We start from the raw sequence: 14,573 nt of genomic DNA, 5'->3' as shown, positions 1-14,573 counted from the left end.
AGCGTAAGATGGAGAACATTAGAGAGTTTCAAGCTTATGGCTATTTTTTCTTGACAGCATTTTTGGCGATCACTTTGTATGCTTATTTTTTTCATCTTTATAAGAGCGAAAAAACTGGTAGAAGAAACTATGAGAAATACTCAAAACTAGCGCTTAACGATGAGATCGGTGGCGAAATTTTAGAGCGTAAGGCTACAAAGGAGAGCGTATGCAATGGCTAAATTTAGAAGATAATGTAAATTTACTAGCTCTTATAGGAGCGGCTCTAATCATCGTGCTTACCATAGTTGTAGCTGGTAGGTATGTGGGGCAGATGAAGGTTAAAAAAGATGAGAGCGTTGAGCTTAGCGAGCACAACTGGGACGGCATAGGAGAATACAAAAACCCTGTTCCACTTGGCTGGGCGGTCGTCTTTTTACTAGCGCTAGTTTGGGCGATCTGGTACTATTTGCTGGGCTACCCACTAAATTCTTACTCACAAATCGGTGAGTATAACAAAGAGGTCAAAGAGGCAAACGCCAAATTTGAAAAAGAGTATGCAAATCCAAGCAAAGAGACGCTTCACGCTATGGGTGAGAGCATATATCTTGTGCAGTGCTCAGCATGTCACGGCATCACAGGCGATGGCATAGGCGGCAAGGCTGCAAATTTACAAATTTGGGGCAGCGAAAAAGGCATAGTTGAGACTATACTTAATGGCTCAAAAGGGCTTGATTATCCAATGGGTGAGATGCCAGCAGGCTTAGCTGACGCTGATGGCGCTAAGGCGATCGCAGCATACGTAGCCAAAGAGATAAGCGCGATAAAAAGCACTAAAAATGAAAATTTAGTAGCCACTGGTAAAGAGCTTTATGCTGCATGTGCGGCGTGTCACGGCGAAGATGGCAAGGGCATGGATGGCATGTCGGTTGATCTTAGCAAATATGGCTCGGCTAGCTTTGTGGCTGAGGTGCTAAATCGTGGCAAAAAAGGAGCGATCGGCACTATGCCTAAATTTAATGATGGCAGGCTAAATGAGATCCAGCAAAGTGCAGTTGGCGAGTATGTCATATCGCTGTCAAAGGGCGAATAATGGAAAATAAAAATAGAAATATCTTTGCCTTAAACGGCATTAGCGGATTTTTAATAGCGGTGGCGCTTTTGCTCTCTATCCTAGCGGTGCTTACATACGTTGGCATCGGCTTGCAAAAAGAGGTCGCAACCAAGCCTTACTCACTAAAAGATGCAGCTAGCATCGAGATGAAGAGCGTAGATAACGCTAAACACGTCATTGTAAAGGAGTAGCGATGCTAGGCATAATAGAAAAAGCCATTATCCTGCTAATAGTCGTCGCAGGCGCCATTTGTGCCTGGTCAGTACTTACGCCAAATCACCTATTTGTAGGCTAAATTTGAAGAAATTTGCACTCATTTTTATCATTTTGCTCTGGCAAAATTTGGCTTGGGGTGCAAATTTTGTTATCAATGATGATGGAATTTTAAGCCAAAAAGTGAGCCAAAAACTAAATGAGATCGGCAGTGAGCTTTATCAAAAAAGCGGCATAAATTTAGTAGTTGGCGTATATAAAGATGGCGAGCTAAGCGAGCTTTTTAAGGAGCAAAATTTAAGCTCGCCTTTTGTCTTTTTAGCACTCATAAAAGATAAGCAAAAGGTTGAAATTTTTAGCGATACAAACACTTCAAAGCTCTTTAACAAAGAGCAAATTCTAAGTGTAAATCCAGAATCAGGCACCATTATCCCCATTTTGGTCTCAAAAAATGGCAAAGATGTCTATAACGCCGCTATCTTAAACGGCTACGCTGATATCGCCGAGCAGATCGCTGAGAGCTTAAATTTAAAGCTAGAAAGCGGCATCGGTAGCTCAAACAAGACGACCTTAAATTTCTTACGAATTTTCATATACGGCTTGATCGCATTTTTCGTGCTCATCATCTTTTATAAAAAGGTAAAAAATGGCTAAAAAAACATTTTGGCCTTACGCCATAGTCCTTTCTATCATCGCTATCATCTTTGCTTGTGCCGCAACCATCGTTATAGCACTGCAAAACCCAGTAGAGATGGACACTGCTTATATGCAAAGCTACCAAAAAGTCGATGAAAACATCACTTTTATAAAAGAGAGCGAGGCGAGATTTGATGAGAAATTTGGCCTTAAATTTGAGCCAGAGTTTAAAGGCTTGCAAGGTAAGTTTAAATTTCTCCTAACGCCAAAAAATGGCGAAATTTCAAGCCTTAGATATGAAATTTTACTTACCCGTCCACAAACAAATAAAGACAATAAGGATCTAAACGCCTCTTGGCAAGAAAATGATCTCGTAAGTGAGAGTGTAGGCCTAAAAGAGGGCAGGTGGCAGCTACTTTTAAGGCTAAGCGACAAGCAAGATACGAGATATTATAAATTTGATTTTAACGCTACAAGATAGGCTAAATTTGCATCCAAAAGTTTTTAGCCAAGGTCAAAATCAAATTTAAATTTTCGCTTTCTAGCCAGCCAAAACGCCAGATCAAACCTCTTTAAAGCCAAAATTTAATCCCAAACGCTTGCCAGTTGTGACGTACTCTTTAAATTTATAGATTAGAGGCGACCAATTTTTAGTATCGATCTTTTCATCTTTTAGTAAATTTTCATCCACAAAGATGCCAACTATCTTGCAAGTAACGATGCAAAACCACTCCTTTATCTCGCACTTTTCTACGATCGTTTTTATCTGTATCTTGCACTCTTTTATGCGCGCGCTTTAGTTTTTGGCGCTAAATTTAAGCAATATAAACCCCGCGGCACCCGAAACTACCGAACCTAGCAAGATAGCGAGCTTGTCGGCGTAGGCAAAGGCGTCCGTGTCGTTGTAGGCTAGGCCGTTAACGAAAAGGCTCATCGTAAATCCTATGCCGCAAAGCACGGCGATGCCGTAAAGCTGGATGAAATTTGACCCCTCGGGCAGCTTGGCTAGCTTAAATTTGATCGCTAAAAAGCTAAATCCAAATACTCCGATTTGCTTGCCGACGAAAAGCCCCAGCGCCGTGCCTAGCGCTACCGGAGACAAAATCTCGTCCAGTCCGACGCCTCGCAGTGAGATGCCTGCGTTTACGAAGGCAAATATCGGCAGCACGCCAAACGCTACCCAGCCGTGCAGGTCGTGCTCGATGCTTTTTAGCATAGATTTGCCTGGCTCGTCTTTAAAGCTAAGCGGTATGAAAAAGGCCGCCACGACGCCGGCAAGCGTGGCGTGAACGCCTGATTTTAGCACCGATACCCACATCACCGCGCCTACGATCAGATACGCCGCCTTGCTCTTTACGCCGAGTCTGTTTAGCACGAAAAGCGCGGCTAGACAAACGCTCGCGACCGCAAGCATTTGGGCGCTAAGCTCGCTCGTGTAAAATAGCGCGATAATCACGATCGCGCAAAGGTCGTCGACGATCGCTAGCGTCATGAGGAAAATTTTTAAACTAGTCGGTACGCGAGGCCCGAGTAGGCTCAAAATCCCCAGAGCAAACGCGATATCCGTTGCCGTCGGTATCGCCCAGCCGCCAAGCGCGAAGGAGTCGTGTTTCGTAAAAAGATAGAAGATAACCGCGGGCACTATCAGGCCGCCTGCCGCGCCGATCGCTGGTAGCGCGATTTGCGACGGATTTTTTAGCTCGCCCTCCAGCACCTCGCGCTTTAGCTCAAGTCCGATGAGAAAGAAAAATACCGCCATCAACCCGTCATTCACCCACAAGATCAGGGGTTTGCTTAGTCCGTATTCGCCGAAGCTCATGGTAAATTTGGTATTTAAAAATTCGTTGTAAAAATCGCTCAAAAACGTATTTTGACACAGTAGCGCCGCGACCGTAGCGATCATCAGCAAAATCCCGCCGCTGGCTTCGTGTTTTAAAAACTCTTTTATTCCGCCCATTTTGCTTCCTTTTTATAAATTTTGGCGATTATAGCGTATTTTTATGCTCGCATAAAATTCGGGCGAATTTGGCTATAATCAAGTCAAATTTAAAGGTAAATTTAGTAGACGCATCTCTAAAATTTGCCGTGCCGCGCTTGCGGGAGCGGGACGCTTGCGCACGGTTTTTATAGATTAAGGAGCGAAAATGAATGAAATTTTAGATATATGTAAGCGTGCAAAGGCTGTTTGCGGCGAGCTTTTGAGACTTGATAGCAGGGCTAAATTTGCAGCCAAAAGTTTTTAGCCAAGGTCAAAGCCAAATAAATTTACCAAACGCTAGATCAAACCTCTTTAAAGCCAAAATTTAAGCCCAAACGCTTGCCAGTTTTAACGTACTCTTTAAATTTATAGATTAGAGGCGACCAACTTTTAGTATCGATCTTTTCATCTTTTAACAAATTTTCATCCACAAAGATGCCAACTATCTTGCAAGTGACTATACAAAACCACTCCTTTATCTCACACTTTTCTACGATCGTTTCTATCTGTATCTTGCACTCTTTTATGCGCACGCTTTTTGCCTTTACGCCTGGCTCTTTGTGTAAATTTGCCACCTTAAATTTATCACTTTCGTAGCTGTATCCAAGGGCTCTTTTCTCCTCTAGCACATCCTCGTCGCCTGTTAGTTTTTCTATCTTTTTTATAGCTTCAAGCAAGCTCTCATCACATAAATTTAGCGTGATGTCTGAGCCATTTTGGATATTTTTATAGCCTTTGTTATCAACTCCGATGCCAAGTACCACGCTATCTCCTAGCGTCCAAGACGACGAAAGCACGGTGATATCATCTCGCCCTTTTTGATCTTTTGTGGTGGCAAGCAAAACTGGAAAGCCGTAGTAAAAGCCATATCTGTTTAACTCTTTATGCATTTTTACTCCTTTTTGAAATTGTAGCCCCCAGCACTTTAAGGCTTAAATTTTTAATGAATTTAGAAAAATTTTCAAAGCTTAGCTTAAGTGAGAAAAAGCGCTCTTTTATCAGCTTTTGGCTATCATTTTTAAAAATTTAAGAGAGAAAAATGCACAATCTAAATCAACTTTTCGTCTTTACAAACTCGCGTAAGATCAGGGAATTTAACGCTGGTTTTAATGACGAGCTAATCCCCAAAAGTCTAAGCATCGCCGAGTTTTATAAAAAGGCCGTTTTTGTAAATGGCCGCTTTGAGTGCGATAGCACCTACGCTTTAGTGCTTATGAACAGAGCCTGTGCCAGCGTCAAAGAGGCAAACTCGGTGCTTAAAATCCCAACTGAGTTTTTTGAGTTTTTGAAAAACAACGACTATCTTTTTTCATTTTTTAAAGAGCTAGCTATTAGCAAAAAGAGCATTAAAGAGATCAAATTTAACGACATTTACGCTGATTTTGAGGAGCATTTAAGCATACTTGAAGCGGTTTTAAAAGAGTATGAGAGCTTGCTTGATAAAGAGGATCTTTATGATGATATAACCCTGCCAAAAATTTACTCGATAAATGAAACTTACATAAAAAGTTTTAGTGAAATTTCACTGCACATTGATGGCATTTTAAGCGAGTTTGAGTGGGAAATTTTAGAGAAAATTTCAAAACTAACCACGCTAAAGATCATCTTTCAAACTAGCGTTTTTAATAAAAAACTAATAGAAAAGATAAGGCAAATTTCAGCCATTAGCGAGTTTGAAAACTATAAAAAATATGAGCTAAATTTAAACACAAACGAGCTAGTTTGCTTAGAAAATATCACAAAATTTGAGCCAGTTTTAGTGAGAAATTTCGCCACAAGAAGCTTACAGTGCGCCTATGCCATGGCAAAGGCGAGTGAGTTTGTGCTTTATGGCATAAAGCCTGAAAACATCGTAGTGATCTTGCCAGATGAGGGCTTTAGCGAGATTTTAAGGCTTCATGATAGCGCTAAAATTTTTAACTACGCCATGGGCGAGAGCTTTAAAAATACAAAATTTTATGAAGCGCTTTTCTACATCACAAGAGCGATCAACGAAGAGGCAAGCCCAGTTTTTGATCAAAGTAAGTGTGAGAGCTACGAGGAGCTTGGCTTTATTTTAAGCGAATTTGGCGTAAGTGAGCAGCTTTTTGAGAAATTTAAGGCTAGCTATTTTGAGGCGTGTGAATTTAGCAAATTTAAAGAGCTAATAGATGAGCTTTTGTTGCTTGAAAATGAGCCAAGATGCGAAGAGAAGCTCGCACTTGAGCTTTTTAGGATGGAGAATTTATGCAGGTATTTTAGCTTTAGCTTAAAGCAGCTAAGTGAGATTTTCTTGTTAAATATCTCGCGCCTAAGCATCGATGATGTGGGCGGTGGAAAGATCAGCGTCATGGGCATGCTAGAGAGCCGCGGGATGAAATTTGATGGCGTTATCATAGTTGATTTTAACGACAATTTTATCCCAGCAAGAAGCGCAAACGAGATGTTTTTAAACTCAAAAGTGAGGCAAAAAGCTGGGCTTATAAGCTATATTGAGCGTGAAAATTTGCAGAGATTTTACTACGAAAGCCTTATAAATAACGCCAAAAAAGTGGCGATAAGCTGCTGCGTAAATGAAGAGAGCATACCTTCAAGATTTTTAAAAAATTTTAAAACTATAAAAGATGAAAAATTTAGCGACGAGGCCTATTTGAAGCTATTTTTAAAAGGGGAGGCGAGCTTAAATTTAAGTGACGATGAGGTTATTTTGGAGCATGATTTCTTCGCAAATCCACTTTCGTTTTCGACGTTAAATTTATTTCTAACCTGCCCAAGAAAATACTACTACACAAAGATAGCTCACATAGATGCGCCAAAAGCTATTGCAAGTGAGCTTGGCACAAAGCAAGGAAATAGCGTTCATAGCGCACTTTTTGAATACTATACGAGTGAATTTTATAAGCAAAATAACACCTTTGATCTAGCCGTTTTTAAAGAGATGTTAGCAAAGCAAAATCTTACGCCACTTGAGTTTGAAATTTGGACGCATAAATTTAAAGAGTATGAAATTTATGAAAACGAGCGTTTAAGGGCTGGTTTTAGGGTGCTTGAGTGCGAAAAAGAGGTGCAAAGCGAGTTTTGCGGCGTGCAGATAAAGGGATTTATCGATAGGATCGACGTTGGCGCAAACGGCGACGTGCTTATACTTGATTACAAAACGGGCGAAGCAAATGTAAATTCGCTCCAGCTTGCCTTTTACGAAGCACTTTACGGCGGAGAGGTGCGAAGTGCTTACTATGCCCTAAAAAACGAGCCTAGCTTAGTTAGCTCGAAAAAAAGCGTAGAGGATCTAAACGGCGAGATAGAAAAGCTAAAAGGCATAAACAAAACCAAGATAAATTTTGAGAGAAAGAGCGGCGCTTGCGCATTTTGCGAATACGCTACACTTTGCAGGAGAGAGTTATGAAAAATTTTTTAGCCCTAAAAGCAAGCGCTGGAAGCGGTAAGACCTTTGCGCTAAGCGTTCGCTACATCGCTTTGGTGCTTCGAGGTGAAAATATAAACGAGATCGTCGCTCTAACTTTTACAAAAAAGGCAGCAAACGAGATGAAAGAGCGCATAATCGCCACTTTTTTGGACTTGCAAAACAAAAAAGGCGAGCTTGAAGCGGTGTGCGCGGAGCTTGATATAAGCCAAGACGAGGCGATAAAAAGGCGAGATGAGAGGCTTAGCGTCTTTTTGCAAAGTGAGCTAAAAATTTATACATTTGATGCGTTTTTCTCTGGGATACTAAAGAAATTTAGCCAAAATTTAGGGCTTAGCCCTGATTACAGCGTGCAAGATAGCTTGCAAGATCTGGCGTGGAAAAAATTTGTAAAAGAGGCGAGCAAGGATAAAAAGCTTCTTAGCGAGCTAGCCTTAATGATGATCATCTCAAGCCAAAAGGAGGCTAGCTTTTCGCAGACTTTGGCGAAATTTTATGAGAGCTTTGGCGGCGAGCTAAAAGATAGTGGCGCAAGCTATCCAGATGATAGCAAGGTAAGGGCGGCGCAAAGGGCGTTAAATGAGCATATAGCCTTGCAAAATGGCGCTAGCGATGTGGCTAAAAAGACATTTAGCGAGCAAAATTTATTTGAGCTATTTAAGAGTAAGGTTTTTGCTAGGCAAAGCCTAGACTACCGCACTTTTAGTAAAATTTATACCCCTGAGCTTGATAGGCTTTTTTGTGAGCTAAAAGAGGCAGCGAAAAACTACATCTTAGAGGTCGAAAAGTATAGGCTAAGTGGCTTTAGTAAGCTATTAAAGCTTTATAAGGCTTCAAATTTGGAGCTAAACAAAGAGATAAATGCGCTAAGTTTTGCTGATATAAACAAGCTCGTTTTTAAGCTTTTGGTGCAAAGCTTAGACAAAGAGGCGCTTTATTTTAGGCTTGATGGCAGGATAAATCACCTCTTAGTCGATGAGTTTCAAGATACAAACGTGATCCAGTACGAGATCATCTTACCGCTCATCGCTGAAATCGTCTCTGGATACGGCCAAAACGGGCTTGGAAGCTTCTTTTACGTGGGCGACACGAAGCAGAGCATCTATAAATTTAGGGGTGGCAAAAAGGAGCTTTTTGACAAGCTGGGAGATGATTTTAGTCAGATAGATATAGAAAATTTGCCAAGCAACTACCGCAGTTTAAAGGCTTTGGTGAAATTTAATAACGCCGTTTTTGAAGAAATTTATCATAGATATGGCCTTGAGTTCGAGCCGCAAGACCCAGCCAAAAAAGATGAGACGCTAAGCTATGAGGTAAGTGGCGAGTGTGCGTATTTTGAAGTAGAAAAAGATGACTACGGCTACTTGCGTGTGCTAAGCGATGAAGATATCGCAGGTGCGGTCGTTTCGCAAGCAAGTGAGCTTTTAAAAGCTGGCGTAAATGCAAGCGATATAACCGTACTTTGCTGGAAAAATAGCGACATTAGCCTCATCTCAGAAGTGCTTAGTAGTGCAGGGATAAAAAGCGTCAATGAAGGCACTTTGGAGCTAAAAAGAACGCCGCTTGTCGCTGCTATCATCGAGTATGCGAAATTTTGCCTATTTAAAGAAGAAATTTATGAAAAAAATGTAAAAGCGCTAGTAAATGCAAATGTCAAAAAACTAAGCATAAAGCCAGAAGTGAGTGCTACAAATAGCCTATTTTACCTAGCTAAAAATTTAGGCATAAGCATGGCTGATGTTGATATTTTAAGGCTTTTTGAGCTAAGCGCGGGGTATAAAAATTTAAGTGATTTTATATTTAACCTTGAAAACTTTAGCTCTAAAATCAGCCCAAAAAGTAGCGACGGCGTGAGAGTGATGACCGTGCATAAGTCAAAGGGGCTTGAGTTCGCTCACGTCATAGTTTGCGACATGATGGGCAAGGGCAGGGGAGATGACTCAAATTTCATAACCGAATACAGCGAAAAGGGCGAGTGGATCGTAAAGAGTAAAATTTCAGGCAGAGAAAATTTTGATAGCGACTACGCAAGCATTTTAGAGCAGATGAAAGAGCTTGAAAAGCAAGAAAATATCAATAAAATTTACGTCGCTTTCACAAGGGCAACAAAGTCGCTCATCATTATCAAACAAGCCGTCCCAAGCGGAAACAGCCCAAGCTTTTTCTCGTTTTACACAAGAAGCGACAAGAGCGAAGCAAATGACTACCTTGATCTAAAAGAGTTTAGCTTTGGCAAAATTTTGCCTAGTAAAACTGAGCAAAAAGAGCTAAAAAAAGATGAGAAAATGCCTGAAATTTTAAAGATAGAGAGGCAAGAGGTAGAGGCAAGAGAGCAAAAGACGAGTGGAAAAAATTTAAGTGCGATATATTTTGGTCTGGCGTTTCACTATCTGCTTGAGATGAGCGAGAAATTTGATGAAATTTCACTAGAAAAAGCTAAAAATTTGATGCTAAATAAATTTCATAAATTTTTGTCGCTTGAGGCACTTGAAGATGCTTTTTTTAGGGCAAAAATGCTTATAAGAGAGCCAAAATTTATAGAGTGCATAAAAGGCAAAGAAATTTATAAAGAGCAGCCGTTTAAAGTGAAAAATGAGCTAAAGCAGATGGATCTTTTTTGCTTTAATGAGCGTGAAATTTGTGTGATTGATTATAAAACGACAGATAAAAACATAGAAGAGAACAAAAAGCAGGTAAAAGAGTATAAAGATGCGCTCGCTAAATTTTATGAAAAACATAGTATAATCGCCATCATTTTCTATGCTATTGAGGGCAAAATTTCATATATTGAAGTTTAAATGCTACTTAATTTAAGCTTTGTCAAAGCATTGTTTAAATACAATCACAACTCAAAAATTAACTTGGCAAAGGTAAGAAAATGACAAAAATAACAAAGCCAAACGAAGTTAAGCGAGACTGGATCGTAGTTGATGCAGCTGGTAAGCGCTTTGGTAGATTGCTAACTGAGGTAGCAACTATACTTCGTGGCAAAAACAAACCATGCTTCACGCCAAACGTAGATTGTGGCGACTATGTTATCATCATAAATGCTTCTAAAGTAGAATTTACTGGTAATAACAAAGCTGAAGATAAACTTTATCACAGACACTCAGGATATTTTGGCAGCGTAAAGAGCGAGAAATTTGGCGATTTGATAGCAAATAAGCCAGAAAAACTATTTAAATTAGCTGTTCGTGGCATGCTTCCAAAGACAAAACTTGGAAGAGAGATGATAAAAAAACTAAAAGTTTATGCTGGCAGTGAGCATCCTCATACGGCACAAATAGCTAAAAAAGAAGGAAAATAATTATGGCAAAAGTTTATGCAACTGGTAAAAGAAAAACTGCCGTAGCAAAGGTTTGGATAAAAGCTGGAAGCGGTAAAATCGTAGTAAATGGTATGGATCTTAACACTTGGCTTGGCGGTCACGAGGCTATCAAGCTTAAAGTTATTCAACCACTTTTAGTAACAAAACAAGAGAGTTTAATAGACGTAGTAGCTACAACTTTAGGTGGCGGTTATTCAGCACAAGCTGAGGCTTTAAGGCACGGCATTTCACGTGCTTTGGCTGATATGGATGCTGATTTTAGAGCGGCACTTAAACCAAAAGGCTTACTAACTAGAGATTCTCGTGTTGTTGAACGTAAGAAATTTGGTAGAAGAAAGGCTAGAAGAAGCCCACAATTCTCTAAACGTTAATGGTTTTTTGCAAGTGCTTTTGCATTTGCAAAATTTAGGTTGTGTAAATTTCGAATTTACATTATTAATTAAATTAGAATTTAGAGTTGGTTTATATTTTTTTAGTTAAAATGAAACCACTTTAAAATAATCCCTATTTGAAAGGAATTCTATTATGAAAAAGATTGCTTTAGCTATGGTTGCCGCAACAGCGGTTTTTGCGTCTAACGCAGCATACAACTATGAGATCACTCCAACTATCGGTGGTGTTCATCCAGAAGGAAATTTACGTGTAAAAGACCACAATTTTGTTGGTATTAGAGCGGCTAGAAACCTTGAAGATTTCTTCTTTGATCAAGTTGAACTTGGTGTTGATTACTCTCAAAAACTAAAAGAGAGAACAGGTAACGTTGTAAGAGAGGGTAGAGCTCTTAGATATCACGCTAACCTTGTAAAAAATATCGTTGACTTTGGACCAGTTAGCCTATATGGTTTAATCGGTGCTGGTTATGAAGATGTTCCAGCTATTTTTGTTAAAAACGAAGATGGCGGTTTTGGTCAATATGGTCTTGGTTTAAGATACCAAGTAACTGATAGATTTGCTCTTAAAGCAGAGGCAAGAGATGCTATCAAATTTGAGCACGCTGATCACAACCTATTCTATTCACTAGGCTTTGGCATAGGTCTTGATTCAAAAGCAGCTCCAGTTGTAGCAGCAGCTCCAGCAGCTCCAGCTCCAGCTCCAGCTCCAGTTCTTGATGATGACAATGACGGTGTGCCAAATGATATCGATCAATGCCCTAACACTCCAGCTGGTGTAGTTGTTGACGAAAGAGGATGCGAGAAAGTTATCGTTCTTAGAGACCTAGATGTTAACTTCGCATTTGATAGCTACAAAGTTGGACCAAAATATGCAGCTGAGATCAAAAAAGTAGCTGACTTTATGGGTGAACACCCAGATTATAAAGTTGTACTTGCTGGTCACACTGATAGTGTAGGTGCGGAAGCTTACAACCAAAAACTATCTGAAAAAAGAGCAAAAGCAGTGGCTGAGGTTCTTGCTGGTTACGGCGTAGAAAAAGCTAAAATTTCTACAGTTGGTTACGGCGAACTTAAACCAATCGCTACAAACAAAACTAAAGAAGGTCGCGCTCAAAACAGACGTGTTGAAGCTACTTTCAATAAATAATTTTATTATTTAAAATTACTTCTTTAGGGCTTGGCTTCGGCTGAGCCTTTTTTTATTTCTGCGGAGATTATCATGAAAAAAACTATACTTTTTGACTTAGATGGCACACTTATAGACTCTACTTCTGCTATTTTAAAAGGTTTTGATGCAGCATTTTTAGCTCACGACAAGAAAGAGCCTGATCATGATGTACTAAAATCTCTAGTAGGATATCCGCTTGAAATAATGTTTGAAAAACTCGGCGCTAAAAAGAATTTAATAGGTGAATATGTAAAAGAGTATAAAGCTTGCTACGAGAAGATCTATTTAGACGAGACTGTGCTTTTACAGCATGCTATGGATGCTTTAAAAGAAGCTAGCACGTTTGCTGATATTGGTGTTGTTACGACAAAGACATCAAAATTTTCTATCATTTTGTTAGAGCATTTAGGCGTTATGAAATTTATAAAAACGGTTGTTGGACGAGACGATGTTATTAATCCAAAACCAGATCCAGAACCTATAAATTTAGCCTTAAAGAGACTAGATAAAGAAAAAGATAATGCCTTTATGGTTGGCGATACCATCATGGATCTAAAGGCTGCTAAGGCTGCTCTTATAACGGGTGTTGGCCTTACATGCGGATATGGCAAAGAGTCTGATTTGAGGCAGTTTAGTGAGCATATATTTGCAAATCCACATGATGCTGTCAGCTTTATCAAAGAAGCATAATAGTGAAAGTTTATTAAGGCTCCTGAGTCTGATACCATTTAAACTTAAATTTATTCATAAATTTTTGTTTTAACTTATTGCAAAATGCTTTATATAGATAAAAAAGAATTTTATAATTTCATATCAAGAATACCTGCTACTATTTGATTAAACTAAAAAAGTCTTGTTTTTAGTAAATTCTGCATTTAATTTGTTATTTTAGATAAATTTGCTAGCAAAATATGCCAACTAATATGCTCGTATTAGAATTTATTAGGTAGGAATTTTGTAGGCATTGAAAAAGAGCCGAAATTTATAGACATAGCACTTAAGCGAAGCTGGCGTGGAGGCTGAGTTTGTCTATAAGATAAGCGAGGGCAGACCAAACGTCGAAGATAGACTAAAAAATGGCGACATAGCACTTGTTATAAACACAAGCGATACAAAATCAAGCGTAGATGACGGCAAAAAGATCCGCCAAAATGTGCTTAGATTTAAAATCCCATACTTCACAACTATCCGTGCAGCACTTGCAGCTGCTAAGTCGTTAAGCACAGTTCAAACTGGCAAAGCGCTTGAGGTAAAAAGCTTACAAGAGTATCTAAGCGAGAGATGAATTAAAAAGAGTGTGTAATAGAAGCGTTAGCTAACCTTGGTGGTATGGCAACCTTTTTGATCTTTACCATGAAACTGATGTTAGCACTTGGGGTAGTAAAACTCCATTTGCTAGTATAAGACGGATAGTGCAGACTAATAAAGAATTTTATAAGATTAGAGCTGGGCTTTGGGGACTTTGCGAGTTTAAAGATAAAAATTTAGCTAAAATAGGCGATAGCAAGAGTGAGCAAAATGAGAAATTTACACATTCTTATTTTCAAGGTGTCATTGTCGAGATAGGAAATTTAAGATATTTTCAAACATTCATCCCTGCTTAAAATAAGAACAGAATTTATAAATCAGATAAGAAACTTTGTGAGATTGTGAGCTTAAGCGAGAAACAATAATTTTAGTGGCAGTCTTTGCTGCCACTAGCTAAATTCACTTCTTGATTAGTTATTTTTTAAAGCGCTAGCTACCTTTAAAGCACTTGCAAAGGCTAGATGCAGATTATATCCTCCAAGCATACCAGTGATATCTAAAACTTCGCCTATAAAGTAAAGCGCTTTTAAACTTTTACACTCTAAATTTTCATCTAAAAAATTAGTTTTTACGCCACCTTTTGTAACTTCAGCCCTTTCAAAGCCAAATGTCCCAGCTGGAGCAAAATGATATGCAAAAAGCCTTTTTATGATGCTTTTTTCATCATCACTAAATTCATAAAACGCTCTATCTTTTAAATCAAAATTTCTTAAAAACTCCAGCACAAATCTCTTTGGTAAAGGCAAAACCGAGCTAAGTTGCTTTTTGCCATTTACTAAGTTTTTCTCACTAAATTTAGGCAGAAAATTTATGCAAATTAGACCCTTTTGCCAAAAAAGTGAGGCATTTAGTATCGCTGGGCCGCTTATGCCTCTATGTGTAAAAAGTAGATCACCATTAAATTTATAGCTCTCATTTTTGGTATTTATAGCTACATCAGCACTTAGACTAATGCCACTAAGCTCTTTAAACCAAAACTCATCTTTTTGCACGCTAAAGCCAACAAGAGCAGGGGTAAAAATAAGAGATGAGTTAGCAAATAGGTTAAATTTAT

16 protein-coding genes and 1 pseudogene are annotated in these 14,573 nt (G+C 39.1%); 13 read left to right on the top strand and 4 right to left on the bottom strand.

Annotated elements, in window-relative coordinates:
- Positions 1–8 precede the first annotated feature (8 nt).
- The 5 genes from CVS86_RS06370 to CVS86_RS06350 all read left to right on the top strand — a co-directional run bounded on the left by CVS86_RS06370 (position 9) and on the right by CVS86_RS06350 (position 2,423).
- The gene (locus CVS86_RS06370) at positions 9–221 is read left to right on the top strand and encodes a cytochrome c oxidase, cbb3-type, CcoQ subunit (RefSeq protein ID WP_002939259.1); all 213 of its coding nucleotides are present in this window, start codon (positions 9–11) and stop codon (positions 219–221) included.
- A complete protein-coding gene (locus CVS86_RS06365; protein ID WP_107791340.1) occupies positions 209–1,072 on the top strand; it encodes a cbb3-type cytochrome c oxidase N-terminal domain-containing protein in 864 nt (287 codons plus the stop codon). The genes CVS86_RS06370 and CVS86_RS06365 overlap by 13 nt, the downstream gene beginning before the upstream one ends.
- Positions 1,072–1,284: a DUF4006 family protein gene (locus CVS86_RS06360; protein ID WP_107791339.1), complete on the top strand. Its 213-nt coding sequence runs from the start codon at positions 1,072–1,074 to the stop codon at positions 1,282–1,284. The genes CVS86_RS06365 and CVS86_RS06360 overlap by 1 nt, the downstream gene beginning before the upstream one ends.
- A gap of 106 nt (positions 1,285–1,390) precedes the next feature.
- The gene (locus tag CVS86_RS06355; protein ID WP_107791338.1) at positions 1,391–1,960 is read left to right on the top strand and encodes a hypothetical protein; all 570 of its coding nucleotides are present in this window, start codon (positions 1,391–1,393) and stop codon (positions 1,958–1,960) included.
- Positions 1,953–2,423 (top strand): FixH family protein, encoded by a 471-nt coding sequence (locus tag CVS86_RS06350; RefSeq protein WP_107791337.1) that lies wholly within the window; start codon positions 1,953–1,955, stop codon positions 2,421–2,423. Before CVS86_RS06355 ends, CVS86_RS06350 begins: the two co-directional genes overlap by 8 nt.
- Before the next feature lie 81 nt (positions 2,424–2,504).
- On the opposite strand, the gene CVS86_RS10125 is transcribed toward CVS86_RS06350, so the two are convergent.
- The 3 genes from CVS86_RS10125 to CVS86_RS06335 form a co-directional block, all read right to left on the bottom strand.
- On the bottom strand, positions 2,505–2,633 hold the full coding sequence (locus CVS86_RS10125) for a hypothetical protein (RefSeq protein WP_265094623.1): 129 nt from the start codon (positions 2,631–2,633) through the stop codon (positions 2,505–2,507).
- Between the two features lie 105 nt (positions 2,634–2,738).
- Positions 2,739–3,899 (bottom strand): Na+/H+ antiporter NhaA, encoded by a 1,161-nt coding sequence (gene nhaA / locus CVS86_RS06345; RefSeq protein ID WP_107791336.1) that lies wholly within the window; start codon positions 3,897–3,899, stop codon positions 2,739–2,741.
- A 323-nt stretch (positions 3,900–4,222) separates the two neighbouring features.
- A complete protein-coding gene (locus CVS86_RS06335; protein WP_103608518.1) occupies positions 4,223–4,810 on the bottom strand; it encodes a flavin reductase in 588 nt (195 codons plus the stop codon).
- A 149-nt stretch (positions 4,811–4,959) separates the two neighbouring features.
- Here CVS86_RS06335 and CVS86_RS06330 point away from each other — a divergent pair, with 149 nt between their 5' ends.
- From CVS86_RS06330 to CVS86_RS06295, 8 genes and pseudogenes are all read left to right on the top strand, one after another.
- The gene (locus tag CVS86_RS06330) at positions 4,960–7,305 is read left to right on the top strand and encodes a RecB family exonuclease (RefSeq protein WP_107791335.1); all 2,346 of its coding nucleotides are present in this window, start codon (positions 4,960–4,962) and stop codon (positions 7,303–7,305) included.
- On the top strand, positions 7,302–10,121 hold the full coding sequence (locus CVS86_RS06325) for a RecB-like helicase (protein ID WP_107791334.1): 2,820 nt from the start codon (positions 7,302–7,304) through the stop codon (positions 10,119–10,121). Before CVS86_RS06330 ends, CVS86_RS06325 begins: the two co-directional genes overlap by 4 nt.
- 80 nt (positions 10,122–10,201) lie before the next feature.
- Entirely contained in the window at positions 10,202–10,630 is a 429-nt protein-coding gene (gene rplM / locus CVS86_RS06320; RefSeq protein ID WP_002939292.1) for a 50S ribosomal protein L13, read from the top strand.
- A gap of 2 nt (positions 10,631–10,632) precedes the next feature.
- A complete protein-coding gene (rpsI, locus tag CVS86_RS06315; RefSeq protein WP_021084780.1) occupies positions 10,633–11,022 on the top strand; it encodes a 30S ribosomal protein S9 in 390 nt (129 codons plus the stop codon).
- A gap of 154 nt (positions 11,023–11,176) precedes the next feature.
- On the top strand, positions 11,177–12,190 hold the full coding sequence (locus tag CVS86_RS06310; RefSeq protein ID WP_107791333.1) for an OmpA family protein: 1,014 nt from the start codon (positions 11,177–11,179) through the stop codon (positions 12,188–12,190).
- 72 nt (positions 12,191–12,262) lie between these two features.
- Positions 12,263–12,901, top strand: coding sequence for an HAD family hydrolase (locus CVS86_RS06305; RefSeq protein ID WP_107791332.1), 639 nt, complete (start codon positions 12,263–12,265; stop codon positions 12,899–12,901).
- A gap of 307 nt (positions 12,902–13,208) precedes the next feature.
- Positions 13,209–13,496 (top strand): annotated as a pseudogene (locus CVS86_RS06300) (hypothetical protein); the annotation flags it as partial.
- A 127-nt stretch (positions 13,497–13,623) separates the two neighbouring features.
- Positions 13,624–13,815: a hypothetical protein gene (locus tag CVS86_RS06295; protein WP_107791331.1), complete on the top strand. Its 192-nt coding sequence runs from the start codon at positions 13,624–13,626 to the stop codon at positions 13,813–13,815.
- Between the two features lie 114 nt (positions 13,816–13,929).
- On the opposite strand, the gene CVS86_RS06290 is transcribed toward CVS86_RS06295, so the two are convergent.
- On the bottom strand, positions 13,930–14,541 hold the full coding sequence (locus CVS86_RS06290; protein ID WP_107791330.1) for an NAD(P)/FAD-dependent oxidoreductase: 612 nt from the start codon (positions 14,539–14,541) through the stop codon (positions 13,930–13,932).
- Between the last annotated feature and the right edge of the window lie 32 nt (positions 14,542–14,573).

The sequence above is a fragment of the Campylobacter concisus genome, from assembly GCF_003048605.1.
GTDB lineage: Bacteria > Campylobacterota > Campylobacteria > Campylobacterales > Campylobacteraceae > Campylobacter_A > Campylobacter_A concisus_BM.
The sequence above is the reverse complement of the archived record's forward strand: the minus strand, read 5'-3'. Positions and strand labels throughout refer to the sequence as shown.

Coding starts and splice junctions, on each gene's coding strand:
- rpsI (WP_021084780.1), top strand. CDS start 10,633: ATGGCAAAAGTTTATGCAACTGGTAAAAGAAAAACTGCCGTAGCAAAG.
- CVS86_RS06360 (WP_107791339.1), top strand. CDS start 1,072: ATGGAAAATAAAAATAGAAATATCTTTGCCTTAAACGGCATTAGCGGA.
- CVS86_RS06325 (WP_107791334.1), top strand. CDS start 7,302: ATGAAAAATTTTTTAGCCCTAAAAGCAAGCGCTGGAAGCGGTAAGACC.
- CVS86_RS06310 (WP_107791333.1), top strand. CDS start 11,177: ATGAAAAAGATTGCTTTAGCTATGGTTGCCGCAACAGCGGTTTTTGCG.
- CVS86_RS06335 (WP_103608518.1), bottom strand. CDS start 4,810: ATGCATAAAGAGTTAAACAGATATGGCTTTTACTACGGCTTTCCAGTT.
- CVS86_RS06350 (WP_107791337.1), top strand. CDS start 1,953: ATGGCTAAAAAAACATTTTGGCCTTACGCCATAGTCCTTTCTATCATC.
- rplM (WP_002939292.1), top strand. CDS start 10,202: ATGACAAAAATAACAAAGCCAAACGAAGTTAAGCGAGACTGGATCGTA.
- nhaA (WP_107791336.1), bottom strand. CDS start 3,899: ATGGGCGGAATAAAAGAGTTTTTAAAACACGAAGCCAGCGGCGGGATT.
- CVS86_RS06330 (WP_107791335.1), top strand. CDS start 4,960: ATGCACAATCTAAATCAACTTTTCGTCTTTACAAACTCGCGTAAGATC.
- CVS86_RS06365 (WP_107791340.1), top strand. CDS start 209: ATGCAATGGCTAAATTTAGAAGATAATGTAAATTTACTAGCTCTTATA.
- CVS86_RS06305 (WP_107791332.1), top strand. CDS start 12,263: ATGAAAAAAACTATACTTTTTGACTTAGATGGCACACTTATAGACTCT.
- CVS86_RS06370 (WP_002939259.1), top strand. CDS start 9: ATGGAGAACATTAGAGAGTTTCAAGCTTATGGCTATTTTTTCTTGACA.